This is a genomic window from Candidatus Ozemobacteraceae bacterium, from assembly GCA_035373905.1.
GTDB lineage: Bacteria > Muiribacteriota > Ozemobacteria > Ozemobacterales > Ozemobacteraceae > MWAR01.
Genome location: DAOSOK010000016.1, coordinates 90,360 through 114,267 on the forward strand (window position 1 = coordinate 90,360; position 23,908 = coordinate 114,267).

Genomic DNA, 23,908 nt, shown 5'->3' on the forward strand with positions numbered 1-23,908 from the left:
GAAGGAGATATATATGGGTTTGCTTGAAAAGATCGATCCCGCGATCCACGAGATCATCGGGAAGGAGCGCCGGCGCCAGATGAGCCAGATCGAGCTGATCGCCTCCGAGAACTTCGTGTCGGAAGCCGTCATCGAGGCTTTGGGCTCGGTCCTGACGAACAAATACGCCGAGGGGTATCCGGGCAAGCGGTATTACGGCGGCTGCGAGGTCGTCGACGAGGCCGAGAATCTCGCGCGTGAGCGCGCCTGCAAGCTGTTCGGCGCCGAGCATGCGAACGTTCAGCCCCATTCGGGCAGCCAGGCCAACATGGCGGTGTACCTGACCGTCATGAAGCCGGGCGAGACCTACCTGGGCATGAACCTCCAGAACGGCGGTCACCTCACGCACGGCAGCCCCGTCAACTTCAGCGGCCTGATCTACAACGTCGTGCCCTACGGCGTCGATGACAAGACCGAGACGATCGATTACGACGCGCTCGAGAAGCTGGCGCTGCAGCACAAGCCGAAGATGATCATGGCGGGCGCCTCGGCGTATCCGCGCGTCATCGATTTCGCGAAGTTCCGCGCCATCTGCGACAAAGTCGATGCCGTGCTGTGCGTCGACATGGCCCATATCGCCGGCCTCGTCGCCGCCGGTCTGCATCCGAGCCCGGTTCCGTACGCCGATTTCGTGACCACCACGACGCACAAGACCCTGCGCGGCCCGCGCGGCGGGATGGTTCTGTGCAGGGAAAAGTGGGCGAAGGCGCTCGACAAGTCGATCTTCCCCGGCCTGCAGGGAGGCCCGCTCATGCACGCGGTGGCGGCCAAGGCCGTCTCGTTTCAGGAAGCCCTCGACCCGTCGTTCAGGGTGTATCAGCAGAAGATCCTCGACAACGCCCAGGCGCTCGCGAAGGGCCTCCAGTCGCACGGTTTCCGGCTCGTTTCGGGCGGGACCGACAACCACCTGATGCTCGTCGACGTGCGAAACAAGAACGTGACCGGCAAGCTCGCCGAGAAGGCCCTCGACATCGCCGGCATCACCGTCAACAAGAACACGATCCCGAATGACCCGCAGTCGCCCTTCGTGACTTCTGGCATCCGGATCGGCACCCCCGCCGTCACGACCCGCGGCATGACCCCCGAGGTCATGAGCGATATCGCGGCTCTGATCGATCAGGTCCTGTCGAAACCGGAAGACGCGACGAACCTGAAGGACGTCCGCGCGAAGGTTCAGAACATCTGCGACCGGTTCCCCTATTATCGGTTGTGAGCGGGCAGCGATTTCGTCGCGGAGCCGCGGAAACGCCTTGTCCCGTTCGCGGGGGAGGCGGAAGCGTGAAGGTATATGGTAGAATCCCGGCGGCGGGCTGCCGCTTTCCGCCGGGTGTTCATACGACATTGCGTTGAAAAACATTTACAGGAGCAGAGACATGAATCCTCCAAACCTGAAGTACACCAAGGAACACGAGTGGGCGAGAATCGAAGGAAAGACCGCCGTCATCGGCATCACCGAGTATGCCGCGCATCAGCTCGGCGACGTCGTGTTCGTCGACATGCCGCACGTGGGCACCAAGCTCGAGAAGGGCAAGACCTTCGGGGTCGTCGAGTCGGTCAAAACCGTCTCCGACATATTCGCCCCCCTCAGCGGCAAGGTCGTCAAGAAGAACGACGAGCTCGACACGGATCCCGCGCACGTCAACACCGACCCGTACGGCAAGGGATGGATCCTCGAGATCGAATTGAGCAACCCGGCCGAAGCGGATGAGATGATCGACGCGGCCGCCTACGAGAAACATTGCGAGACCTGCGGCCACTGATCGGGCTGCAGACCAGGAACTGCTGACGAGTAAGACTCAGGTCTTCAGGAGAATCCGGAAACATGGGTAGCTATCTGCCTCACACCCAGGCGGAGGTCAAGGCGATGCTCGAGGCGATCGGCGTCAAGAGCATCGATGACCTGTTCGCGGAAATACCGGCCGAGCTCCGGCTCAACCGGCCCCTCAACTTGCCGGCCGGCTTGAGCGAGTCCGAGACGGTCGACGAGATGTGCGAAATGGCGGACGGGAATTACGGCACCACCGAGATGCTCAGCTTCCTCGGCGCCGGGATCTACGATCATTATATTCCTGCCGCTATAAATCACCTGCTGTTGCGCGGCGACTTTTTCACCGCCTACACGCCCTATCAGGCCGAGATCTCGCAGGGAACCCTCCAGGCGATCTACGAGTATCAGAGCCTGATCTGCGGCTTGACGGGCATGGATGTGTCGAACGCCTCGATGTACGAGGCCGGCACCGCCCTCGTCGAGGCGATCAACATGGCGAAGGCCCAGACGGGCCGGAGCCGCGTGATCCTTCCCGAGACGGTCCACCCCGAGTACCGCCGCGTCGCGAAGACGATCAACACGCAGATGGGCATCGAGCTCGTCGCCGCCCCGTGCGAGGACGGCGTTACCGACCTGGCGAAGCTGTCGGAGCTGGTCAACGACTCGACGGCCGCCGTCGTCGCCGGGTATCCGAACTTCTTCGGCTCGGTCGAGGATCTCGAGGCGCTTGCCAACATGGCGCACAACGTCGGCGCCCTGCTCATCGTCACGGCTGATCCGATAGCGCTCGGTATGCTGACGGCCCCCGGCGATCTCGGCGCGGACATCGTCTGCGGCGAAGGCCAGTCGCTCGGCATCCCGATGAGCTTCGGCGGCCCGTCGCTCGGCTTCATGGCCTGTAAGGAAGCCCTGCTCCGCAAGGTGCCGGGACGGATCACCGGGGCGACCTGCGACAAGAACGGCCGCCGCGGCTTCGTCCTGACCCTCCAGGCGCGCGAGCAGCACATCCGGCGCGAGAAGGCCGGCAGCAACATCTGCTCGAACCAGGCGCTGATGGCCCTGAACGCGACGATCTACATGAGTCTCCTCGGCCGGGAGGGCATCCGCGACGTCGCGAACCAGGGGTTCCAGAAGGCGCATCACCTCAAAAAGGAACTGGCCGCGAGGGTTCCGGCCGTTTCCTTCCCGTTCGCGGCCCCGTTCCTGCACGAGTTCGTCATCAAGGTGCCGAACGCGAAAAAACTGCTCGGCAAAATGGCGAAACAGGGCGTGCTCGGCGGCGTTCTGCTCGAACGCTGGTATCCGAACCTGAAGGATCATCTGCTCGTGGCCGTCACCGAAAAGCGCACGGCTGAGGAACTCGACCATTACTGCGAACTGCTCGGAGGGCTGACGGAATGACGGAACCCCTGTTGTTCGAGCTGTCCGTCGACGGACGGCGTGGCTATACACTTCCGAAACTCGATGTGCCCGAGATCGATCCGACGGACCACATCCCTGCGAAGATGCTCCGGAAGGAGCTTCCTCTCCCCTCGTTGTCGGAAATCGACGTGGTGCGTCACTTCACGCGGCTGTCACGGTTGAACCATGCGGTCGATGTAGGTTTCTATCCGCTCGGTTCCTGCACGATGAAATACAATCCGAAGGTAAACGAGGATGTGGCGCGGCTTCAGGGACATGCCGACCTGCATCCCTACCAGCCCGAGGAGACGATCCAGGGCGCCCTCGAACTGCTCCACCGGCTCGAGCTCGCGCTGGGCGAGATCTGCGGCATGGACGCCTTCACCCTGCAGCCGGCCGCCGGCGCGCATGGTGAACTGACCGGCCTGCTCATCATCAAGGCATATCACCGCAAGAAGAAAAACGCGAAGACCAAGACGAAGATCCTCATCCCCGACGCGGGTCACGGCACGAACCCGGCCTCGGCGGCGATGCTGGGCTTCGAGGTAGTCAACGTCAAGACCTCGGAACGCGGCGGCATCGACCTCGACGACCTGCGGGCCAAGACGACGCCGGACGTCGCGGGCCTGATGCTGACGAACCCGAACACACTCGGCCTCTTCGACGAGAACCTCACCGAGATCGCAAAAATAGTGCATGGTGTAGATGGCCTGCTCTACTACGACGGCGCCAACCTCAACGCCATCATGGGCTGGTCGCGGCCGGGCGATATGGGCTTCGACATCGTCCACGTGAACCTGCACAAGACCTTCTCGACCCCGCACGGAGGCGGCGGCCCCGGCGCGGGCCCGGTCGGCGTGAAGGCGCACCTTGCCGGTTTCCTCCCGAGTCCCCGCGTTCTCTTCGACGGCAAGAAGTTCAAGATCTCGGACAAGCACTCCGATTCGATCGGCCCGGTGCGCACGTTCCTGGGCAGTTTCGGCGTTTTGGTGCGGGCGTATGCCTACATACTCACCCTCGGGGCGGAAGGCTTGAAAAACGCGAGTTCGTACGCCGTCCTGAACGCGAACTACATGATGCGGCGGCTCCAAAAACGGTTCAAGCTGGCCTACGACCGCACCTGCAAGCACGAGTTCGTCCTGACGGGCAAGCCGTTCGCCGAGAAAGGCGTCAAGACGCTCGACATCGCCAAGCGCCTGCTCGACTACGGCTACCACGCGCCGACCGTCTACTTCCCGCTCATCGTCGAGGAGGCCATCATGATCGAGCCGACCGAGACCGAAAGCAAGCAGACGATGGACGAGTTCATCGCCGTCATGGAAAAAATCGCCGACGAGGCGATGAACGATCCCGAGAAGGTCAAGGGCGCGCCCTACACGACGCCGGTGACCCGACTCGACGAGGCGCTCGCGGCGCGCAAGCCGGACATCAATTTCTTCAAACGGCGTCCGTGACGTGAGTTCCGACATCCAGACCGTAACCCTCCCGCAGACGGCCCTCGGCCTCCTGCGGGAGGTTTTGTACGAGCTGAAAAACGCTCCCGGCGCCGAGATCTGGCTCGTGGGCGGCGCTGTGCGCGACCTGATGCTCGGAGCCACGGAGATCGCCGATTGCGATCTGGCCGTATCGGTGCCGTTCGTCGCCCAGGCGAACACCTACGCCCGAAACAAGAAGAGCGGTTTCGTCATGCTCGACGAGGAGCACGAAGTCGCCCGCATCGTGCGGACGTTCGAGGGAAAGACGTTCACCGTCGATATTGCCCGCTTCCGTGCGCCGGGCATCGAAGGTGACCTTCGGGGCCGCGATTTCACGATCAACGCGATCGCCGTTCGCGTCGCGTGGCCGCTGCTCGAAGCCGTCCTGCCGGCGTTCGATCCCCTCGAGGGCGCGAGGCATCTCGCCGAGAAGCGCCTGAAAATGTGTGCCCCGACGGCATTCACCGACGATCCCCTGCGGGTGATGCGGGCTTTCCGGTTCGGGGCCGTCCTGGACATGACGTTCGACGATGAATTGACAGATGCCATTCGCCGCGACGCGCCGCTACTGGCGGGGGTTTCTGGCGAACGCATCCGCGACGAACTGTTCAAGGTGCTCGATGCCCCCGACAGCGCCGCCTGGATCGACCGCATGTCTCGGCTCGGGGTGCTCGGGCAGATCCTGCCCGAACTCGAGGCGACGCGGGGCGTCGTCCAGAACGGGTGGCATCACCTCGACGTGTACGATCACACGATCGAGGCGCTCCGGTGCTTCGAAAAACTGCTTTCGCGAACGGACGCGCCTGTCGAGGGGTGGAAGAAGCTCAGGAAGTTCCTGGACGAGCATGTCTCAGGAAACCGCACCTATCGACAGTTGTTCAAGTTCGCCTGCCTGCTCCACGATGTCGGCAAGCTCGCCTGCCGGAAGGAACGGGAAGACGACGGCCGCATCGTGTTTCACGGCCATGAGATGGAAGGCGTGAGAATCTGCAGAGAAGTCGCCGAGCGACTGAAGCTATCGACAGCGGAGCTTCAGTTCCTGATGCTCGTCGTCAAGAACCACATGCGCCCAGGTGTGATTCTCCAGGAAGGTCTTTCCGACCGCCGCCTGTTCCGGTACTACTCGGAAACGGGCCGCGAAGGCGTCGGCATCGCGATGATGTCGCTGGCCGACCGCCAGGCGGCCCAAGGCCCCGAGAGCCGGGATGACATGGAACAGTTCGAAAAAGGCATCGAGAGCATCATGTCCGACTTCTATCGGCAGATGGAATACGCGAAACAGGCGCCGCTGATCAACGGGACGGACCTGATGACCGCCTTCGGGATGAAACCCGGTCCCAAGTTTCGCGAGATTCTCGAAGCCGTGAAAGAGGCCCAGCATCTCGGCCAGCTCAAAGACAAGGCGTCAGCGATGAACTTCGTCTCAGCCCTTCTGAGCGGGCGTCAGCCGGAGTGACCTATTGCATTTTTCTGGTGAAATATGATTTTTTTGCGGGCGGGTCTATCATACAATTCGGGTATAGTGATCTCAAAAGGAGTGCAGGATGAAAACGACAGGTTGCTTGAAACACCCCATTTTGAGCGTTGTTCTTGCCGGCATGATTGCGATCGCCGGAGCATCGATCGCCGAAGCGGGTTGCGGGTCCTGTGACGCGTGCGACACGTGCGGCCCCGAAAAGGCCGAAAGCGTCGTCGTCATTCCGGACGCGACGATATGCGACGTTTCCGGTGACGCCGTTACCGGCGCGGCGATCGAGCTGGCGAAGCGCGGCATGACCATGGAGGCCGTCAGGGTCATCGACGAGGCGGCAGAGATCCAGCGAAGACAGCATGCCGGCACCCCCTACTCCGTCGGTCCTCTCGTCTGGGCGGCCAGGTCGCTGCGCGACATGGACCGGCCGATGTCGGCGCTGGTGCGGTATCAATCGATCCTCGGGCGGCTCGTTGCCACGCCTGATCCCGCGTGGGAGGCCATCGTGCATGAGGATATCGCGGGCGTCCAGGCGCTTCTAGGGATGAACGAAAAAGCCTATGCGTCGTATGCCAAAGCCATGCGATTGTTCGAGTCGACGGGCAACAAGGAAGCCGTTCGCCGGATTTCGCTGAAGATGCCCGAACTGGTGAAGTAAGGAGCTTTGCTCCATGGGCGTCGAATACGTCATTCCCGTGGTGGCGGGCGTCTGTCTGTCCGCATGCACCGGTTTCAGGGCGTTTCTTCCCCCCCTGCTGATCGGGATCGTCTACCGGTTCTTCCCCGCCTGGCTCCACATCGGGTCGGGCCTGGAGTTTCTCGCCTCGACGCCGGTTCTCGCGGCGCTCGCCGTCGCGACCGTCGTTGAGTTCCTCGGCGACAAGATCCCGGCGGTCGACCATCTGCTCGACATGATCCAGCTGCCGGTCAAGATGGCTCTCTCGGCCGTGCTGACCATGATGATCATTCCGGACGGCGACCTGAAGTCCGTCTTCATGATGATCGCCCTCGTCCTCGGCCAGGGGGCGACGGTCTCGATGCACGCCGGAAAGGCCGGGATGCGCGCCGTCTCCACCGCCGCGACCGGCGGAATCGCGAATCCCTTGATCAGCCTGGTCGAAGAGATCATCGTCGGCGTCGGAACGGTTCTTTCCCTTGTCGTGCCCGTGCTCGCGGCGATCGCCCTCGCCTGGATGCTCTGGCGCACGACGAAGTTCCTCTTCGGAACGCACGGCGGAAACGAGGGCAAGCTTGCGAAGACGGCTCCGTCCCACACGTTCTACCGTCTCGTCAAATTCATCGGAAGCGTCTTCTTCCGCATCTACAACCGATGGACCGTCACGGGGCTCGAGCACGTTCCGGCGAAGCCTCCGTATCTCGTCGTCGCGAACCATGCTTCTATATATGACGGTATTATACTTGGTTCTTCACTTCCCCACCCGACCTATATCATGGTCAAGAAAGAAGCGTTCGACAACCCGATGACGGGCTGGTTCCTGCGGAAGGCGCTCGCGTTCCCGGTCGACCGAGCGAAACCCGATCCCACGACGATCAAGACGGCCCTTCGCGTGCTCGCCGACGGGCACGTTCTCGGCATTTTCCCGGAAGGGACCCGGAACCTCCGGGGGTTGATACGCCCGTTCAAGCCAGGCGCCATCAAGTTCGCGATCCGGCAGAAGGTTCCGATTCTTCCGGCCTACATCGCCAACAACCATCTGCTGAATCCGAACGGAACGTCGATTCCGCGTCCCGTGGCGCTGAAGATCGGGTTCGGCGAGCCGGTCGACGTTCCAGGCATGCTTCAGGCGGGACGCACCGAACAGGAGATCCAGGATTTGGCCTACGAGCGCGTCTGCGCCATCGGCGAAGCGCTGATGGGACATCCGGTCCGTGACGACTCGGTCGAAGAACCCGATCCGAATTTCTCCATGCAGGCCGATTCGCCGAAGACGAACGGAACGGCCGCCTGAGACGATGACGCAGGCCGTGTCGTTCACCCCGGGAATCCCGCCATGGGACGCCCCCTGCTGGCTGACGCTCGACCTGCCGGCCCTTCTCGGAAACGTTCCACCCTCGGGTGCGATCGAATGGTCGGTCGATCTCCGGTCGCCAATTCTGGCACGCGCCTGGCGCCACATCGCCCCTGAACTGAAGCGCCGCGCGGCGTGGGGATACGCCAGCCGCGGTTTCCGACTGACCGGCAGCGACGCCGTTTCCGAGGAAGGCTGGGTTCGCGTCCTGGCTCCGCCCGCTTCGGCAGGAGTCATCGCCGAGGCCGTCAGGAACGGCTTCACCGTGACCATTGGCCAGACGTCCGAGGCGATCGTCGCCTCGAATGCGGCCCAGGCCTACGGCAGACGGGCCCCGATTCTCATTCGTGTCCGGACCGGCGAACTCATGGCCGATCCCGGCGCGACCGGCTGCATCTCGATGCTCGAGGCGGTGCCGGGCCTGGCCGCCCTCGATGTGGCGGGGTTCTGGCTCGACGATCCTTTCACGAACCGCCAGGAGTGCGACCAGTTCATGAGGGCCGTCGGCAGGCTGCTCGGCGACGTCCGCTCGCTCATTCTCGTCGGGGCGGGAACGGGCCCCGTGCCGCCGCGCATGAAGCCCGTCGCCCTCATCGGACGCGAGCTCTTCGGATACTCCCGAAAGTCTCTCTCCCCGGCGATCGTGACGGCGACCCTGACGCTCGAAGCCTGGGCATACCCCTTCCGGACCCGCGGCCGCAGCATGCTCGTCGGGATCGATATCGGCTCCCTGCAGGGAATCTCCCGCGAGGCCCGCCCGCCCGTCATCGTGGGCTCCGAAATCGGGCGCGTCATCGCCGTCGAAGACCGCAGGACCGTTGTCGAGCTCGCCCAGAGGCCCGCATCCGGCGGCCCGTGGCGCGCCCTCCTGATGGGCAGTCATGACACCCAGACGGTCTCGGTCGAGGAATGGCCCGACCACGCGGGGCTTCTTTCCGCCCTCGAACACCTGGGCCGCGACTACCCCCTCTACGTCAGAAACGGCGCCGAACTGACCGGCGCGGAATCCCTCCCGGCGGGAGTCTAGGCGCTCTTTTCCCCCGCGACACCCTCTGTCGTCGTGCATCGGTATGCTGAGGGTGATGGCATACGATTTCAATCAACCCATTGCGGATACCGCCGAAATCCGGGTCGTGGGAGTCGGAAATGGCGGTGTGAAGGTTGTACGGCGCATCGCTGAGGCGCAGGTGCCCGGCGCACGGTTCGTCACTATCCTTCCTCATGAGAACAACGCAGAGGATGGAATCGGGCCCGATATATTCGCATCGATATTCCCAGCCCACATGATCCTGCTCGTCGTGCTGATCGACGACCCGACCGGGATCAGGATGACGACGACGCTCGCCGGGCAGGGCCGGAGGCAGGGGGTTCTGACGCTGGTGATCGCGGCTCAACCCTCTTCCGTCGAACAGGGGCGGGCGCTTCCCGATCTGGAAAACGTCCTGCGCGGGTTTGAAGCAGCTGCCGACAGTGTCATTCTCCTCGACCGCGATCGGCTGATCAATTCTGACCGGGCTGGCGACGTCAGTCCCGAAGAGGCTTGCCTGCGGCTCGAGCAAGCCTTCCTGATGGCCGTCCGGACCTGCGTGGAACCCATCACCGATCCTGGATTCATCGGGACGGATTATTCGGATGTCAGAGCCATTCTCTCCGGCGGAGGTCTGTCGAGCATCAGGTTTGGCTACGGCCATGGCGACTGTGCTGCTGAAGATGCTGTCGAGATGGCTCTGGGAACCTCCGTCCAGCGGGCTTCGCTCCTCGATTACACCTCCTTCCTGGTCTCGATTTCCGCAGCCCATACCATCTCACTGCAGACGATCAATCGGGCCACATCATGGTTCCAGAAGAGTGTCTCGGAAGACTGCAATATCGTCCTTGCCTCGATCATCGATCCTGCTTTTGGCAGAGGCGAGCTGATGTTCAATTTTATCGCGACAGGAAAGAGGCGGACGAACGCTGAGGGGAAAACGCCGACATGAAGAGTTTCAACACCCTGCTTTTCCGGATAGATGACGAACGCGCGGCCACGGAGAAGGGTTCTGTCTCGATCGGGGAAGATGTGGCCCTCGAGGTCGAATCTCACGAAGGCGGTGCTGCTGCCCGACTCTTCCGGCATATTCCAATGCATGGCGATCGGGTCGAGCGACTGTTGCTCTGGGCTTTGGCGGTGCAGGTCAGACCACCCGTTTCCTTCCGGGCAGGCTTCATCACTCCCCGGTTGGACCTCATCTTCGAACCGGGGGCCGGAAGTGCCGACGGGTCCGATCCTTTTTTCGATGTGAGTTTTGAGAAGGCGTGCGCCGACGATCGCCTTCTCAGAAAAGCGAACCTGCCGAAGCGAAAAGACGTTACCGATTCGCTCCGGGCATTCCAACGGCACCTGGTCCGTTGTCTCATCCCTGAAGCCGCCCAGATTGCCGGACTCTTTCCTGCCGACGGGTCCATGCGCTGGTGGATCTATGGCCAGATCGCCAACGACCGGACGGGCCGGATTGCCCAGATGGCGAAGGTCTGCCCGGGGGTGCTGATCATGGCCCGAAAGATGGATTCTCTCGGCGATCACCGGCTCAACATCCTGCTCGAAAGCATCGTCAGGGGTGAACGGCTCGGGAAGGTCCTGGACACCACCGTCGAGTTCTGGCGGTTGATCACGGGAAACCGAGAGCCTGCGGAGAGGTGCCGGGACCAGCGCAGGCGCATCTCGGGGGCCGGTATCCGCATCTCGCCTTCCCTGCTCTGGCGCCTGCCGCATGGGGCCGTCGTTCCCGAGGACATCCCTTCCGATCCGATGGACAATCAGGCCTGGTATGACATCCAGTGCGAGTCATCGTTGAAAGCCGTAGAGCATCTCTCGCTCTCCGCGCGCACCTCCTTTCTCGCCTTCACCTCACGGCATGCCATCGACATTGCCAGGCTGGCCCGCGAGAAATGGCCGGAAGGAAATCAGGGGTATGCGCAGGAACGATTTCTGGGGAGTCTCACGGATTTCATACAGGCGACGGGGCGACAACCTGCCCGCTCCACCCGCCTGGATAAACTCGTCGAGGAGTGTGACCGGTGGCACCGGCGGATGGCCCATGAACTACCAGATTTCCTCCGTCGAGGCCGGGGTGAAGAGCCTCCCCTTCCGCCCGAATCCCCTCTCGATCCGGGGCTTTTCGCTGATTTGCTGGTCTGGCGGCAGGGCCCGGACGTCATCCGGTTCCTCCGGACGGCCGGAGACCTCGTCGAGGAGTCGCAGCGCATGCAGCATTGCGTGCGCTCCTACGCCCGAAAGGCAGCCGCGGGGAACTGCCAGCTCTTCCATGGTGAACTCGCCGGCGAGCCCGTCACGATCGAGATTGCCGACGGGAATGGCCGCCCGGTACTGCGCCAGGTGTCGGGTCTCAGGAACAAGCGGCCGGGAGAGCCCACCTACCGTCAGGTCATGACCTGGTTTGGCGATCTCACCGCTGCCATACAGGCCGGATCGAGCGGCGTTCCTCCGAAACTGGTCGGAAGCTTCGAGAAAGACGCTTCTGCGATCCCTGTCCCACGATCGATTCCAGCATGACAACATCCAGGTTGGCGTTTCCGTTCATGCTGAGCCTGTCAATGCACGAAAAGATCTCACCCTTCGACAATATCAGGGCGAACGGGTTCATTCGGGGTTATTTGCCGATCGAGATGAAGAACAGCAGGGCGCCCACGCCGATGATGAAGTAGAAGAGCTGGACGATGCAGCCGGAGGCGTCTTCCGACTGTGACGCCTCGCTGCTCGAATAGCCGTAGTCGGGCGATTTGCCGACTTTTCGCGAGGGCGCATTTCTGCGCGAACCGAGTTCGTTGCCGCATCCGAGACAGTAAATATAGTCTGATTTGTTTTTCTTCTGGCATTTCGGGCATCGGATCGTGTTCGAGTCGGCTTCCGGGGCTGGCGTCTCTTTCGGAATGAGGTTCGTCTGTGAGGCTTTGAACCTCTTCTTCTTGATCGCCTCTGCAGCCGCCTGGCGTTCGCGCGCCACGGGTTTTTCCGGAAGATCCGGCATGGCGTCGCTCCGGACGTCGGTGATCGTGAAGGAACTCTCGTTCGCCACCTCGACGTTGATCTGGTCCGCGAGTCCGTCCATGGTCGTGTCGAGAACCGACTGCATGGTCGATACGTCGACCTTCACCCCGGAAATCGGCTGGAAGAGGACGGTGGAGTCTTCGAGGGCGGTGCCGATGGGCGCGGAAGCGGCGAAGGCGTCGCTTCCGAGAGACGCGTCCTCCATGTCGGGATGGAACGTGTCTTCAAATATACTTTGTAATATATCGCTAAGTATATCCCAGTCGTGGGACAGAAGGCTGGGGATGACGAAGACGAACGGCTGGGGTTCGGACCGGAGGCCGAATTCCAGCCTGATGTCTCCGAGGATGCTCTTCGAGCATTTCAGGGAGGAAACGCCCTGGACCATGAACTTTTTGATCAGTTGGGGGACGTCGAGCGGGAGGGCCGACACGATGTGGACCTGGGACCGGTGAACGACTAGCCAGGAGGCGCCTGTCGACCCGTCGAAGGCGGAGGTCGATTCGTAGGCAAGCCGCACTTCGTCGGCATTGCTGATCGAGAGAAGCGAACAGATTTTGTCTGGGAGCCTGTCGAGAATCACCGGCCTTCTCCTGTGGGCGAAGTTCGAAGCCAGGGGAACGGACCTGTCAGGGTGATGATATCGGAAGCGATCGAGAGCCCGTATTCCGTCTGGGCGTTCAAATCGACGGGGACGCCAGCCGCTCCGTAGAGCCAGCGCTCGAGCCACGGAACGCCCACGCGCCGGAGGAACGGCTCCGGAACATCATACCCGACGAAGCGCATTCCTGCAATTCGGAATCCCCGGGCGGCGGATTCGAGCTGAAGAACCACGTTCAGTTTGCGCATCCAGAAGCCCGAGCCGTCAAGGACGATCGAGAGCGTGTCGGAGGAGAGAAACGCCCACGCCCTGTTCAGGACAAATCCGGCCGCCGGCTTCACATCGATCTTCGCCAGGAGCAGGTTCAGTTCGGGAAGCGTCAGATCGAGCTTCATGACGGTGCCTTGCGCGGACGCCGCGGCGAGCTTGTCCTGGAGGCTCCAGCGGTCTTCACGGGTGATCTCGACGGGCCTGGGAAGATGCGCGTCGCGGGACGAGCTCCCGGAAAACTGCGGAAGGAAAAAGATCGCTGCGGCTACGAGGAGGGCGAGACAGGCAAGAGGAATCACGCATCCGCAGCCGACGCAGGAAAGGCAGCCCCGCCACGTCGTGCCGGAGTCGCTGCTCCTGACGATCAACGCTTTTCCCGGAGAAGGATTCATGTCAGCTTTTCAGGCCGGCAAGCTGGTTCTGCTCGTCGAACGAGAGCAGTTTCTCAATGTCGAGGAGAACGATAAGACGTTCTTCCAGCTTCGCCACGCCCTGAACATACTGGGAACCGATATTGTACGAAAAAACGTCGGGTGCGCGTTCGATCTGGTCGGAAAACAGGCGGATGACCTCCGAAACGTTGTCCACGACCATGCCGACGAGGTTGCGGTTGAAATCGACGATGAGGATCTTGGACTGGTGCTGGTCGGTCAGGGGGGGCAGATCGAACCGCTTCCTGAGATCGATGATGGGCACGATATGCCCGCGGAGATTGATGACGCCTTCGACGAAACTCGGCGCCTTCGGCATTTTCCTGATGTCGGTCATCGCCTGGATTTCGCGGACCTTGGCGATGTTGAGCGCATACTCGTCGGTGCCGATGTAGAAACCGACGACCTGGATCTCCTGGCGGGTCTGTACCTTTTTCATGATGCCGATTCTAGCATGCGGACGCAGGTGGCGCAAATCTTCCATCTCCAAATGGCGGCCCGTTTCTGCTATACTGAAAGACAATTTTCCGAACCCGGGGTGTCAATGGATTATCTGCTGCATGCATACTCGCCGCGATACAAGATATTCCTCTCGATCGCGGACGTCACGGAAACCGCGAAACAGCTCGAAAAAATGCATCTTTCCGGGCCGACGGCGGGCCGATTCCTGGCCGAGGGGCTCGTCGCGGCGGCGCTTCTCTCGACGGAAATCTCCCAGACGGACGAACGGATTTCCTTCCAGCTCCAGGTCGACGGCCCTGTCGGCGGCTGCATGTTCGACGTCTCCACGAGCGGAAACATGCGGGGCTATACGCACAAGAAGCTGTTCGACGAGTTCGACGGGGAAGACACGAGCGACATCCGCGGCATCATGGGCTCCTACGGCCGGCTGACGGTCATCAGGTCGAATCGACGGGGAGCCATCGACCAGCAACAGGTCCAGAACTGCCCGGCCGACGTGCGCTCGGCGCTGGCAAGCTATTACAACCTGATTCTGCGCCGGCCGGCGGCCGTCGAACTCATTTCTCTCTCCAGAAATTCGATGGTGCATCGTGCCCTTGGCGCGCGTATCGAGCGCTCTTCGGATGGCAGCGTGGAAGAATTCATCCCTTTGCTCGAGAAGTTCAACGACCGGTCTGTTCGCGATCTGCTCGTCAACTCAGCGGATATCGCCGCCTACCAGAAGCTTCTCGGTCTCGACGACCTCCGCACGGTCATGACGCGCGAACTCCGCTTCGGCTGCGGCTGCTCGTATGAAAAGGTCGTGGCCTCGGTCGGCATGCTCGGTGTCGTGGAACTTCGCGACATCGTCGAGAAGAAGGAAACCCAGACCGTCACCTGCCATTTCTGCGGGAATACCTACATCGTTACCCCCGAGGCGATCGCCGGCCTGATCGTCCAACTCTCGCGGAAAGACGACGAGCCGACCCCGTGACCGACAAACTTCGCTCCTGGAAAAACGGCGATCGCCCCGACCTCCCCTGGGAGCGCTGTCGCCGTGATGAGCGCGGCGAGCTGAACCAGCTTCTCAGCGGCCCCGTCTGCCGCCACATCGGCGCCCTGACGCTTCGTGCGATCGACGGGGCCTGGCGCGGCAGGCACGTTCATCGGGTCAAGCGCGAAGAGTTCTTCGTCCTCTCCGGGCGAATAGAATTTATATGGCATGATACGGAAACCGGCGAGCGCGGCGGCGAATCGTTCGGCCCGGGAACCCGGCTGACGATTCTTCCCGGCCTCGCCCACGCCCTCCGCGCCCTCGAAGACGCCGTCATGATCGAGTTTTCCGAAACTCCCTACGACGAAGCAGACTCGGTCCCCTTCGATCTCTGAGGTTCCGCTGACGAGGAATCCTGCATGAGAGACAGGTATTGATTCTTGCGCAACAAAAGAGAATGGCGTATTCCCGTTCGTGCGCCGCGTGTCGATGCACGAAAGCCTCTCGTCCTTCGACGAGATCGGGGCCGTCCAGGACGTGCATGAAACTGAAAAGCCCCTGCTTCCGACCTCTGGGGGATCGCCTCGAGCGACGAATCAGGAAGGTGCTGAACCGATGCGAACGAGATCATGAGCAGAGAGAGGTCTGATATGGAGAAGACGTCCCGAAATGACATCCCGATTTCACATCTTCTGCTGGCTGTGATGCAAAAATGGGTGAATAAAGCCATTCCCTTTCTCCTTGTGATGGCGATGGCCTGCGTCTGTATATATGCAGATATAGACCGCGAATCGACGAAGGTCAGGGCCGTGACGAATGGCGGAGTGGTTTTGTACAGACTGCGCGATCACGGGCCATGCGACAAAGCCAGGGAATACCTCCTCTCCCAGGGGGTCGTATTCCGGGAATTTGTCTTCGATGGCCAGCCCCTGCCCCTCATTGGCGCTCCCTCATGCCCGGCCTGTTTCCCCGTGATCCTCGTGGATGGCATCCGCATCAACGGATTCAGACCGAAAGCCATCAGAGCCGCCCTGGATGCGCAGAAGAGCCCCAGCGCCGCCGGGACGTTCTACGCCCAAAGCCTGTCTCTGATGGAGCAACTCGGACTGTGAGGAATGTTCTGCGCAATAATACCGTGGCGGTGGTTCTTCCCCTCCTGTTTGCATTCGTAGGAATATTCATTCGGGAAATGCTGCCGAAGTCCCCGTTTCACACATTTCTGCCGGGACCGTCCAGTTCCTGGGGAACGAGGCCCGGAAGCCCCGCTCATCCTTTGTTTTTGCATATTCAGGTGTCGGATGCCGATGCAGCGCCGCGACTGCACGTCGTCACCTTCAGACCCGAGCCGGGCGGACGGCCCCGGCCGGAATACGCCGGCCCCGCGGATCATGTCCGGACGAGCGGGAATCGTCTGAACTTCAGGATAAGCACGGAAGGAGTTTCGTTTTCCGGAACCATTTCATCGGGAACCCTTTCGGGAACATGGACCAATGCTGATTCATCGTCTTTCCCGGTGATCATGGATGTCGTTGCTCCTCCTCCGTTCCTTTACACGCACCAGCAGCCCCGGCCCCCGTTTCCGTATATCGCCGAAGAAGTGACGGTTTCCGGAGGGTTGTTCCGTCCTCGCCTGTCAGGAACCCTCACCCGCCCTGCCGCGCCCGGGTCTTTTCCTGCCGTTCTGCTTCTTTCCGGGCAGGGACCCGAGGGACGGGATGCGGAAAATCAGTTTCATCGTCCGTTCCTCGTCTGGGCGGATCATCTGACCCGGATGGGCATGGTGGTTCTCCGATGTGATGATCGCGGCGTGGGTCTTTCGGAAGGCGACTTCAATGCCGCCACGACCGCCGACTTTGCGGCTGATGCCAGGATGTGCCTGGATTTTCTGAAAGCGCGACCCGAAGTTCATTCCGGGCGAATCGGAATGCTCGGCCACAGTGAAGGAGGTCTTGTCGCTGCCACGGTAGCTGCCGAAAGCCCGGATGTCGGTTTCATCGTGCTGCTCGCCCCGCCGGTTTGTCCGATGAAGGAGATATGGAAGCACCAGTTTGGAGTGATGGCCCGCCGAAACGGCCTGGACGCGCGGACGGAGAAGCTGGGCGAAGAATTCATCGAAGGGGCCTGGCGGAATCTTGCGGCTAATTCCGCGACCTATTGGGGGCGGAACTCCTTCCGTAACTATTTTATTGAATATATGAACGGCATTCCGGAAAAAGACCGTCGTCTCCTCGGGTTTCCCGCGAACGAACAGGATGAGGCAGCCATAGAAAAGGAATTGAACGTCTGGTGCACGCCCTGGAAGTATTTCATAACGAGGTTCGATGCCGCCGATGCCTACAACAGGGTTGCCTGTCCCGTGCTCGGCGTTTTTGCCGGGCTCGACGAGCAGATTCTTCCGAAGCCGAACGCCGAACTTCTCGAAACCCTCCTGAAAACGGGACGAAATCCGCCGCTCCGGCTTCACGTCTTCCCGGACCTGGAGCACGGGATGCGCAGGCCGATCAACTATAACGCGGCTTCATATCCCCTTTCGGAAACAGTGGCGATAGAAGTTCTCGAACTCGTTTCCTCCTGGATAACGTCTCTGCCGGAGAAGGCGCAATATTGATTCCTGCAGACTGAAAGCCACCCGTACGCCCTGAGCCTGTCGAAGGGCGAAATGAGGAAACATCTGCAAGTGGCTGTTCCTGCTTCGACGAACTCAGCACGAACGGAGACACGAAGCTGGTTTTTGATATGCAGGACTCACGAAGACGGGAAGAATCTGGCTTCGCGCGTCATGCGTCGAGCGTTTCCCTGACTTTGTCTGCCAGTTCCTTGAGGGAAAACGGCTTCGAAATGAACTTCACGCCTTCGTCCAAGATGGCCTGGCGCGCGATGACGTCGGAGGTATAGCCTGACATATAGATATGTTTCAGCCCGGGCATGAATTCGAGAATCCGTTCCGACAGCTCTTTCCCGTTCGTGCCCGGCATGACGACGTCGGTGAGGAGAAGATCGATGTTCCTGTCATACTCCCTGGCGAGCTTCATCGCCTGTTCGGGATTTTCGGCCGATAACACACGGTAGCCGAGGTTTTCGAGCATCTTCCTGGTGAGATGCAGGACCGTGGCCTCGTCTTCCACGACCAGGATCGTCTCGCGGCCTCCGACCGGCCGTGCTTCCTCGACGATCCCCGGAGATTCCTTCGCCTCGATCCTGTGGCGGGGAAGATGAATCCTGAACGTGGAGCCGATTCCCGGATCGCTGCAGACATTGATGAAACCGCCGTTCTGCTTGACGATACCGTAGACGGTGGAGAGGCCGAGGCCGGTTCCCCTGCCCTCTTTCTTGGTCGTGAAGAACGGGTCGAATATTTTGGGCAGGAGATCATGCGCTATTCCACAGCCATTGTCTGCCACTGACAGCTGGACGTAGTCCCCCGGCACGCATTCCGGTGAATCGGCGCAATACGCTTCATCGCACCGGACGTTCAACGTCTCGATGGTGATCGTCCCTGTCCTGCTGATCGCATCGCGGGCGTTCACCGTGAGATTCGCGAGAATCTGATCGATCTGGGACGGGTCGATCCGGACCATCCAGAGCTCGTGTCCCGGCCTCCAGACGAGATTGATGTTCTCTCCGATGAGCCGCTGAAGCATGCTGAGAACGCCGGCGACGGCATCGTTCAGGCCGAGAACCCTGGGGTTGATGTTCTGTTTGCGGGCAAACGCAAGCAATTGCCGGGTCAGATTGGCCGAGCGCCTTCCGGCGGCGAGGATGTCCTGAAGGGGTTGCCGCAGGGGAGCGTCGGGGCCGAGTTCGCGAAGCGCAAGATCGGTGTTGCCGATGATGACGCTCAGCATGTTGTTGAAGTCGTGAGCGACACCGCCGGCAAGCTGGCCGACGGCGTCAAGTTTCTGGGAATGGAACAACTGCTCCTGTAGTTTCTGGCGTTCCAGCGCCTCGATCTTGGTGCCGGTGATGTCGCGCGCGATGCCCATGAAACCGCTGATTTTTCCCTGAGAGTCGCGCAGGGCGGACATTCTGCAGGAATACCAGAGCGTTGCCCCGTCCTTGCGCATGACCCGTAGCTCAGGGCTTTCCACGGATGTTCCCGTCGTCGGAATCCGATTGAGCATATCACGGTATGGGACGATGTCGTCCGGATGAAGATACCGTTCGAGGGGCTTACCGACGGCTTGGGATGGCGGTTCCCCCATGTGATCCCGCCAGTTCGGCGAAAGATAGGTCACCACTCCTTCCGGCGTCAGGGCGAATATCAGATCGGTAGCGTTCTCGACCAATCCGCGAAAACGTTGTTCGCTCTGCCGGAGGGCTTCTTCCGCCTTCTTGCGGGCCGTGATATCAGTGTGCAGGCCTACCAGGCCGATGACGCGGCCTTCCGGACTCAGAATGGAATAGGCCCGTACGAAAACATCGAGAATCGACCCATCCCTTCCGAGCATTTTGGTTTCTTCCTGGATGCTTCCGCCCGCCATAATCGTCTCGAAAACCCGGTTTCCCATGTCTTTATCCAGGTAAACGGTTTCGGGCGGATGTTCCCCGACGTTCCCGAGCAGGCGGTCCAGCGCCTCGTTCTGGTAATAATGAGTGCCGTCGGGCCTGGAAATGCCGATGGCGTCCGTAGAGTGTTCCACCAAATTTCGGAACAGGTGGAGTTCCTCCTCCGTTTTCTTTCGCTGTCTTATATCAAGTGATATATTCGCGAGATACCGCTGTCCAGCCTCGGGCCCGCTGATGACGAACGTCACGGCATGCACGTCGATCAGGTCGCGGGTTTTCAGGTTGAGATACTGCAGCTCCCCCTCCCAGCACCCGTTTTCAAGGGTGGACGGAATGATTTCTTTCGCCGCCAGATCTTTCAGGTGATCTGGAATCACCTGCATGAAGTTCGTGGTCGCCACGGCCTCGGGATCGATACCCAGCATGTTCGCCCCGGCGTCGTTGAGGAAGACCATCGTCCCGTCGGGAAGTGCGAGATTGATGAGTTCGCTGCTGTGCCTGACGATTTCCGCCAGCAACCCTTCATCGCATTGCTGATACCCATTCCTGCCGTCCTGTCCCCCGGAAGCCGGCGGTTGCGTGGCGCCTCCGGATTCCACGCGTTCAAGCTCCCGGATGCGCTGCTTCAGCCGGATGTTTTCCTGAAGCAGCTCCTGGATCGTTTCGGATGGTGTTGTCACGCGATCCTCCCGTTCTGAAATAGACGGGCGCCGAACGTTCAGTGGCCTTCGGCGTGGTGCTTGAGGTCTTCGGAGCCGAAGGCGAGGGGGAGAAGCGCCTTCACGGTGGTTTTCTTCACCTTGCGGTGGCGGTTGATCAGGAGGACGTCGGCGTTCGGGGCGAGCTCGGCGAGCACCTGGCGGCAGGCGCCGCACGGCGAGATGAAATCGTCGGTATCGACGAAAATGGCGATGCGCTTGAATTCGTGCTTTCCCCGGGCGATTGCGGCAAACAGCGCGGTTCTCTCGGCGCAGTTGGTCAGGCCGTAGCTGGCGTTCTCGACGTTGCAGCCGAGGATGATCTCGCCGTCGGCGCACTCGAGGGCCGCCCCGACCTGAAACTTCGAATAGGGCGCATACGCCTTCTTGCTCGCCTCGATCGCCTTCTCGACCAGGACCGCATCATGCTGGCTCTTCATTCAATATCTCCCATGAAAATTCTTGTATCAGGCATAGTATCATATACCCCGCAAGGACACGAAGTTCCAAAGGGGGCAAAAAGGGGGGCCGAGAACCGACCCCCCTTTTGGAAACGCCGAGAAATGATCAGCGCTTGGAGAACTGCGGCCGTTTGCGGGCTTTCTTGAGGCCGTATTTCTTGCGCTCGCGCATGCGCGGGTCGCGGGTCAGGAGGCCGTTCTTGCGCAGCGGGCTGCGGAACTCCTCGTTGAACTTCACGAGCGCGCGGGCGATGCCGTGGCGAAGCGCGCCGGCCTGGCCGGAGCTGCCGCCGCCGCGGATGTTGGCGATGACGTTGAATCTGCCCTGGGTTTCGGTGACCGTCATGGGCTGCATGATGATCTTGCGGGTCAGGGGCAGCGGGAAGTAGGACTCGAACGGGCGGGCGTTGACGACGATCTTGCCGTCGCCCTTCACGATGCGAACGCGGGCCGTGGCGGTCTTGCGGCGGCCGGTTCCCCAGAAATTGGCTTCAGCCATTGGTCAATTCCTCCTCATTCCTTCGGCAGAGCAGTCGCTTTGGGCTGCTGCGCGGCGTGCGGATGCTCTGACCCGCCGTACACCTTGAGCTTGCGCAGGTAGACCTTGCGAAGCTTGTTGCGGGGAAGCATGTTCTTGACGGCGATCCAGAGCATGCGGCTCGGATCGGTCTCACGCAACTGGCCGTAGGAAACGGACTTGATGCCGCCCGGGTACCCGGTGTGCCAGAAGTACTTCTTCTCGACAGCCTTGGAACCGGTCAGCTGGATCTCGCCGGCGTTCACAACGACGACGAAATCGCCCATGTCCACATTGGGGGTGAACGTAGGCTTGTTTTTACCGCGGAGCATGGCAGCGATCTGGGACGCGAGGCGACCCAGCACCTTCCCCTTGGCATCCACGAGGACCCACTCCCGTTTGATTTGGGAGGGCTTGGGGATGAACGTCTTCACCGAATGTTCCTCCTTTATTGGGTTTCGGTTAGTACATGACCTTCATCAGATAGAGCCCAGACGCCGGCGCCGGCGGACCGAGTCGTCGTCTGTCCTGATTACGGTACAGTTCTACGATTTCTTGCGGCTCCATTTCGTGCCGGCCGATCAACAGCAGAGCCCGGGCCATGTTCCGCACCATGTTGTGCAAAAACCCGTTGCCGGTGACGTCGAAGACGATCTCATCGCCATTCTCGGTCACATCGGCGCTCATGATCTTCCGGACGGGGTTTTCCTTCGTGTCGGGCGATCGCGTGAACGAGGAAAAATCGTGTTCGCCGACGAACAACGCCGCCCCTTCCCGCATTCTGCCGATGTCGAGGTCTCCTTCGACCTGGCAGGTATACCGCTCGTGGAAGGGGGATCTTTCCCGCACCCGTCGAAACAGGTAGCGATAGGATTTTCCCACGGCCGAGAAGCGCGGATGGAACTCCGCTGGCGCCTCTTCCACGCTTGCGACATGGATGGCCGGGGGCAACACCCCGTTGAGAGCCTTGATAAACTTGTCAACCGGTATGCGACATGCCGTGCGTATCATCACGACCTGACCCAGGGCATGAACCCCCGTGTCTGTCCTGCCGGACCCATGGACGCGAACCGTTTCGCTTAGAACGATACCGAGTGCTTTCTCCAGGTCGCCCTGGATGGTGGGCACATCCGGCTGCAGTTGAAAGCCGAAATATCCGCTTCCGTCGTAGGTGACGATCAGTTTAAGCTGTCGCAAGGAATTTGTCAAGAGGAAAACCGTTCACCACAGAGTCACAAGGGGCTAGAGATTTCTTGCTGGCCGCATCACGTTGTGCCTCACACGCTATAGCCCGTTATTGATTCCTGCAGAATGAAAGCCACCCGTTCGCCCTGAGCCTGTCGAAGGGCGAAATGAGGAATCATCGGCAAGTGGCTGTTCGTGCTTCGACAAGCTCAGCACGAACGGAGACACGAAGCTGGTTTTTGATATGCAGGACTCAATAGATCGGATGTGAACCACGCTCCCAATATTCCGTAGGAGCGGGTTTGAAACCCGCCCTCTGCCTGGATTGTATCTCAAGTTTCTCTGATTCACTTCGTTTCTGATTCGAGCTGGAGGCGGACGAGCTTGGCGTTGACGCCCTTCAGCAGGGAAAGTTTGCGCAGGAGTTCGTCGTGCTTCTCCGTCTCGCCGACCAGTTCGAGCATGATCAGCCCGCTCTGCGTGCAGCCGTCGAGTACCCCGTCATGAATCCCGAGACGCGTCTTGATGAGACACCCCCACCCCGTCAGGATCTTCTGAACGTTGCCCGCCGTCTCGTTCCTGTTGTCGATCATGATCAGCATCACGGTTCGTTTCATGTCTGCAAGTCCTCCTGAGGGAATATCCGTCGTGCGGAAACACCCGGCTAGAATACAACGGCCGGATCGTTTCCGTCCAGCCGCTGTTCATGCCGATATGGCAGGTGTTGCGGGTCAGGCTTCTTCGAGAGGAAGCTGGATCTCGATCCGGAGATCCTGCGGCGCCGTCGTCGACGGGTCGTTGAGATAGATCTCGAGGTTCGGCGCGTGCTTCGCCTCGTACCCGCTCTGGGGAAGCCATTCGCCACAGAGTTTCACATAGGTCTTGATGAGATTCTCCATGGGGCCGATGTGGATCGTGGTGGCAAAGAGGCCGCCTGGGATTGTCTGGAGGGCGACGCCTGCGGCGAGCTGGGGTTGTCCGGTGACGGTGATGCAGGCGTCATACCTGATCTTGTCCGGCGGCGTGACGTCGGGGTCGTCGTAGCACAGGCCGATGTATGCCGTGTCGGGTTCGAGGAGCCCGAGCGGCCCGGCCCATCGGCACAGCGTCTCCCAGGCGGCGCCGCAGTTTTTATACGGGCCGATATGTCGGACGCATGCCACGGTACGGGATTCCTGGCGGATGATATGGACGTTCATGATGCCTCCTGTTGATGATGATATCGAGCCCGGTGGAACATCCCGGGTGTGAAGTCTTCGCAACTGCTCGTCCCGCTGTTTCCGGAACTGAGACGGGGAAACCGAGAACCGCTGTTTGAACGCGCGGATGAACGACTCGAGATTCTGGTATCCCGCTTCGAACGCGATATCCGTGACCGGTCGGCGGCTCTGAATAAGCCGCAAACCCGCCCGTTCGAGGCGAAGCCGACGGACATACTCGGCCACGGGCTCTCCGACCATTCCCCGAAAGATCCGGTGGAATTGATACGGGGAAAAACACGCCACCTGTGCGAGTTCCGTAAGCGGATAATTAACCCCATCTTTTGTTGAGGGTTGGCGGGTGTCATCATGA

24 protein-coding genes are annotated in these 23,908 nt (G+C 60.8%); 14 read left to right on the plus strand and 10 right to left on the minus strand.

Annotated elements, in window-relative coordinates:
• The first annotated feature begins 13 nt into the window (after window positions 1–13).
• From glyA to PLU72_09810, 10 genes are all read left to right on the plus strand, one after another.
• A complete protein-coding gene (glyA, locus tag PLU72_09765) occupies window positions 14–1,252 on the plus strand; it encodes a serine hydroxymethyltransferase (protein HOT28466.1) in 1,239 nt (412 codons plus the stop codon).
• Between the two features lie 160 nt (window positions 1,253–1,412).
• Window positions 1,413–1,799: a glycine cleavage system protein GcvH gene (gene gcvH / locus PLU72_09770; GenBank protein HOT28467.1), complete on the plus strand. Its 387-nt coding sequence runs from the start codon at window positions 1,413–1,415 to the stop codon at window positions 1,797–1,799.
• Between the two features lie 62 nt (window positions 1,800–1,861).
• Window positions 1,862–3,208, plus strand: a complete 1,347-nt coding sequence (gene gcvPA, locus PLU72_09775; protein HOT28468.1) for an aminomethyl-transferring glycine dehydrogenase subunit GcvPA — start codon at window positions 1,862–1,864, stop codon at window positions 3,206–3,208.
• On the plus strand, window positions 3,205–4,662 hold the full coding sequence (gene gcvPB, locus PLU72_09780) for an aminomethyl-transferring glycine dehydrogenase subunit GcvPB (GenBank protein HOT28469.1): 1,458 nt from the start codon (window positions 3,205–3,207) through the stop codon (window positions 4,660–4,662). The genes gcvPA and gcvPB overlap by 4 nt, the downstream gene beginning before the upstream one ends.
• 1 nt (window position 4,663) lies before the next feature.
• The gene (locus PLU72_09785; protein HOT28470.1) at window positions 4,664–6,139 is read left to right on the plus strand and encodes an HD domain-containing protein; all 1,476 of its coding nucleotides are present in this window, start codon (window positions 4,664–4,666) and stop codon (window positions 6,137–6,139) included.
• An 88-nt stretch (window positions 6,140–6,227) separates the two neighbouring features.
• The gene (locus PLU72_09790; GenBank protein HOT28471.1) at window positions 6,228–6,812 is read left to right on the plus strand and encodes a hypothetical protein; all 585 of its coding nucleotides are present in this window, start codon (window positions 6,228–6,230) and stop codon (window positions 6,810–6,812) included.
• A 13-nt stretch (window positions 6,813–6,825) separates the two neighbouring features.
• On the plus strand, window positions 6,826–8,124 hold the full coding sequence (locus tag PLU72_09795; GenBank protein ID HOT28472.1) for a 1-acylglycerol-3-phosphate O-acyltransferase: 1,299 nt from the start codon (window positions 6,826–6,828) through the stop codon (window positions 8,122–8,124).
• A gap of 4 nt (window positions 8,125–8,128) precedes the next feature.
• The gene (locus tag PLU72_09800) at window positions 8,129–9,211 is read left to right on the plus strand and encodes a hypothetical protein (protein HOT28473.1); all 1,083 of its coding nucleotides are present in this window, start codon (window positions 8,129–8,131) and stop codon (window positions 9,209–9,211) included.
• 256 nt (window positions 9,212–9,467) lie between these two features.
• Entirely contained in the window at window positions 9,468–10,163 is a 696-nt protein-coding gene (locus tag PLU72_09805) for a hypothetical protein (protein HOT28474.1), read from the plus strand.
• Window positions 10,160–11,737 carry a PcfJ domain-containing protein gene (locus PLU72_09810; GenBank protein HOT28475.1) on the plus strand — a complete coding sequence of 526 codons (1,578 nt, stop codon included), beginning with the start codon at window positions 10,160–10,162 and terminating at the stop codon, window positions 11,735–11,737. The genes PLU72_09805 and PLU72_09810 overlap by 4 nt, the downstream gene beginning before the upstream one ends.
• A 97-nt stretch (window positions 11,738–11,834) precedes the next feature.
• Here the strand turns inward: PLU72_09810 and PLU72_09815 are convergent, their stop codons facing one another.
• The 3 genes from PLU72_09815 to PLU72_09825 are packed head-to-tail and all read right to left on the minus strand — an operon-like array spanning window position 11,835 to window position 13,973.
• Window positions 11,835–12,815, minus strand: a complete 981-nt coding sequence (locus PLU72_09815) for a zinc ribbon domain-containing protein (protein ID HOT28476.1) — start codon at window positions 12,813–12,815, stop codon at window positions 11,835–11,837.
• The gene (locus PLU72_09820; GenBank protein ID HOT28477.1) at window positions 12,812–13,495 is read right to left on the minus strand and encodes a hypothetical protein; all 684 of its coding nucleotides are present in this window, start codon (window positions 13,493–13,495) and stop codon (window positions 12,812–12,814) included. Before PLU72_09820 ends, PLU72_09815 begins: the two co-directional genes overlap by 4 nt.
• A gap of 1 nt (window position 13,496) precedes the next feature.
• Window positions 13,497–13,973 carry a chemotaxis protein CheW gene (locus PLU72_09825; protein HOT28478.1) on the minus strand — a complete coding sequence of 159 codons (477 nt, stop codon included), beginning with the start codon at window positions 13,971–13,973 and terminating at the stop codon, window positions 13,497–13,499.
• Between the two features lie 105 nt (window positions 13,974–14,078).
• Here PLU72_09825 and PLU72_09830 point away from each other — a divergent pair, with 105 nt between their 5' ends.
• From PLU72_09830 to PLU72_09845, 4 genes are all read left to right on the plus strand, one after another.
• Window positions 14,079–14,969 (plus strand): Hsp33 family molecular chaperone HslO, encoded by an 891-nt coding sequence (locus tag PLU72_09830; protein HOT28479.1) that lies wholly within the window; start codon window positions 14,079–14,081, stop codon window positions 14,967–14,969.
• On the plus strand, window positions 14,966–15,364 hold the full coding sequence (locus tag PLU72_09835; GenBank protein ID HOT28480.1) for a hypothetical protein: 399 nt from the start codon (window positions 14,966–14,968) through the stop codon (window positions 15,362–15,364). The genes PLU72_09830 and PLU72_09835 overlap by 4 nt, the downstream gene beginning before the upstream one ends.
• Before the next feature lie 321 nt (window positions 15,365–15,685).
• Window positions 15,686–16,081 (plus strand): hypothetical protein, encoded by a 396-nt coding sequence (locus PLU72_09840; protein HOT28481.1) that lies wholly within the window; start codon window positions 15,686–15,688, stop codon window positions 16,079–16,081.
• A 407-nt stretch (window positions 16,082–16,488) separates the two neighbouring features.
• Window positions 16,489–17,577, plus strand: a complete 1,089-nt coding sequence (locus PLU72_09845; protein ID HOT28482.1) for an alpha/beta fold hydrolase — start codon at window positions 16,489–16,491, stop codon at window positions 17,575–17,577.
• 169 nt (window positions 17,578–17,746) lie between these two features.
• Here PLU72_09845 and PLU72_09850 read toward each other — a convergent pair whose 3' ends face one another.
• The 7 genes from PLU72_09850 to PLU72_09880 all read right to left on the minus strand — a co-directional run bounded on the left by PLU72_09850 (window position 17,747) and on the right by PLU72_09880 (window position 23,841).
• Window positions 17,747–20,155 carry a PAS domain S-box protein gene (locus PLU72_09850; protein HOT28483.1) on the minus strand — a complete coding sequence of 803 codons (2,409 nt, stop codon included), beginning with the start codon at window positions 20,153–20,155 and terminating at the stop codon, window positions 17,747–17,749.
• Window positions 20,156–20,193: 38 nt separating this feature from the next.
• Window positions 20,194–20,613 carry a cytidine deaminase gene (locus PLU72_09855; GenBank protein HOT28484.1) on the minus strand — a complete coding sequence of 140 codons (420 nt, stop codon included), beginning with the start codon at window positions 20,611–20,613 and terminating at the stop codon, window positions 20,194–20,196.
• Window positions 20,614–20,740: 127 nt separating this feature from the next.
• On the minus strand, window positions 20,741–21,133 hold the full coding sequence (rpsI, locus tag PLU72_09860) for a 30S ribosomal protein S9 (protein ID HOT28485.1): 393 nt from the start codon (window positions 21,131–21,133) through the stop codon (window positions 20,741–20,743).
• Between the two features lie 14 nt (window positions 21,134–21,147).
• On the minus strand, window positions 21,148–21,585 hold the full coding sequence (gene rplM, locus PLU72_09865; GenBank protein HOT28486.1) for a 50S ribosomal protein L13: 438 nt from the start codon (window positions 21,583–21,585) through the stop codon (window positions 21,148–21,150).
• 28 nt (window positions 21,586–21,613) lie between these two features.
• Complete coding sequence (truA, locus tag PLU72_09870) at window positions 21,614–22,348, minus strand: tRNA pseudouridine(38-40) synthase TruA (GenBank protein ID HOT28487.1); 735 nt, start codon at window positions 22,346–22,348, stop codon at window positions 21,614–21,616.
• 335 nt (window positions 22,349–22,683) lie between these two features.
• The gene (locus PLU72_09875; GenBank protein ID HOT28488.1) at window positions 22,684–22,953 is read right to left on the minus strand and encodes a hypothetical protein; all 270 of its coding nucleotides are present in this window, start codon (window positions 22,951–22,953) and stop codon (window positions 22,684–22,686) included.
• A 114-nt stretch (window positions 22,954–23,067) separates the two neighbouring features.
• Window positions 23,068–23,841 carry an AraC family transcriptional regulator gene (locus PLU72_09880; protein HOT28489.1) on the minus strand — a complete coding sequence of 258 codons (774 nt, stop codon included), beginning with the start codon at window positions 23,839–23,841 and terminating at the stop codon, window positions 23,068–23,070.
• Window positions 23,842–23,908: the final 67 nt, after the last annotated feature.

What these genes read in the sequence shown, in the direction of transcription:
- glyA (HOT28466.1), top strand. Translation starts at nt 14, where the DNA reads ATGGGTTTGCTTGAAAAGATCGATCCCGCGATCCACGAGATCATCGGG.
- gcvH (HOT28467.1), top strand. Translation starts at nt 1,413, where the DNA reads ATGAATCCTCCAAACCTGAAGTACACCAAGGAACACGAGTGGGCGAGA.
- gcvPA (HOT28468.1), top strand. Translation starts at nt 1,862, where the DNA reads ATGGGTAGCTATCTGCCTCACACCCAGGCGGAGGTCAAGGCGATGCTC.
- gcvPB (HOT28469.1), top strand. Translation starts at nt 3,205, where the DNA reads ATGACGGAACCCCTGTTGTTCGAGCTGTCCGTCGACGGACGGCGTGGC.
- PLU72_09790 (HOT28471.1), top strand. Translation starts at nt 6,228, where the DNA reads ATGAAAACGACAGGTTGCTTGAAACACCCCATTTTGAGCGTTGTTCTT.
- PLU72_09795 (HOT28472.1), top strand. Translation starts at nt 6,826, where the DNA reads ATGGGCGTCGAATACGTCATTCCCGTGGTGGCGGGCGTCTGTCTGTCC.
- PLU72_09800 (HOT28473.1), top strand. Translation starts at nt 8,129, where the DNA reads ATGACGCAGGCCGTGTCGTTCACCCCGGGAATCCCGCCATGGGACGCC.
- PLU72_09805 (HOT28474.1), top strand. Translation starts at nt 9,468, where the DNA reads ATGATCCTGCTCGTCGTGCTGATCGACGACCCGACCGGGATCAGGATG.
- PLU72_09810 (HOT28475.1), top strand. Translation starts at nt 10,160, where the DNA reads ATGAAGAGTTTCAACACCCTGCTTTTCCGGATAGATGACGAACGCGCG.
- PLU72_09820 (HOT28477.1), bottom strand. Translation starts at nt 13,495, where the DNA reads ATGAATCCTTCTCCGGGAAAAGCGTTGATCGTCAGGAGCAGCGACTCC.
- PLU72_09825 (HOT28478.1), bottom strand. Translation starts at nt 13,973, where the DNA reads ATGAAAAAGGTACAGACCCGCCAGGAGATCCAGGTCGTCGGTTTCTAC.
- PLU72_09830 (HOT28479.1), top strand. Translation starts at nt 14,079, where the DNA reads ATGGATTATCTGCTGCATGCATACTCGCCGCGATACAAGATATTCCTC.
- PLU72_09845 (HOT28482.1), top strand. Translation starts at nt 16,489, where the DNA reads ATGGATGTCGTTGCTCCTCCTCCGTTCCTTTACACGCACCAGCAGCCC.
- PLU72_09855 (HOT28484.1), bottom strand. Translation starts at nt 20,613, where the DNA reads ATGAAGAGCCAGCATGATGCGGTCCTGGTCGAGAAGGCGATCGAGGCG.
- rpsI (HOT28485.1), bottom strand. Translation starts at nt 21,133, where the DNA reads ATGGCTGAAGCCAATTTCTGGGGAACCGGCCGCCGCAAGACCGCCACG.
- PLU72_09875 (HOT28488.1), bottom strand. Translation starts at nt 22,953, where the DNA reads ATGAAACGAACCGTGATGCTGATCATGATCGACAACAGGAACGAGACG.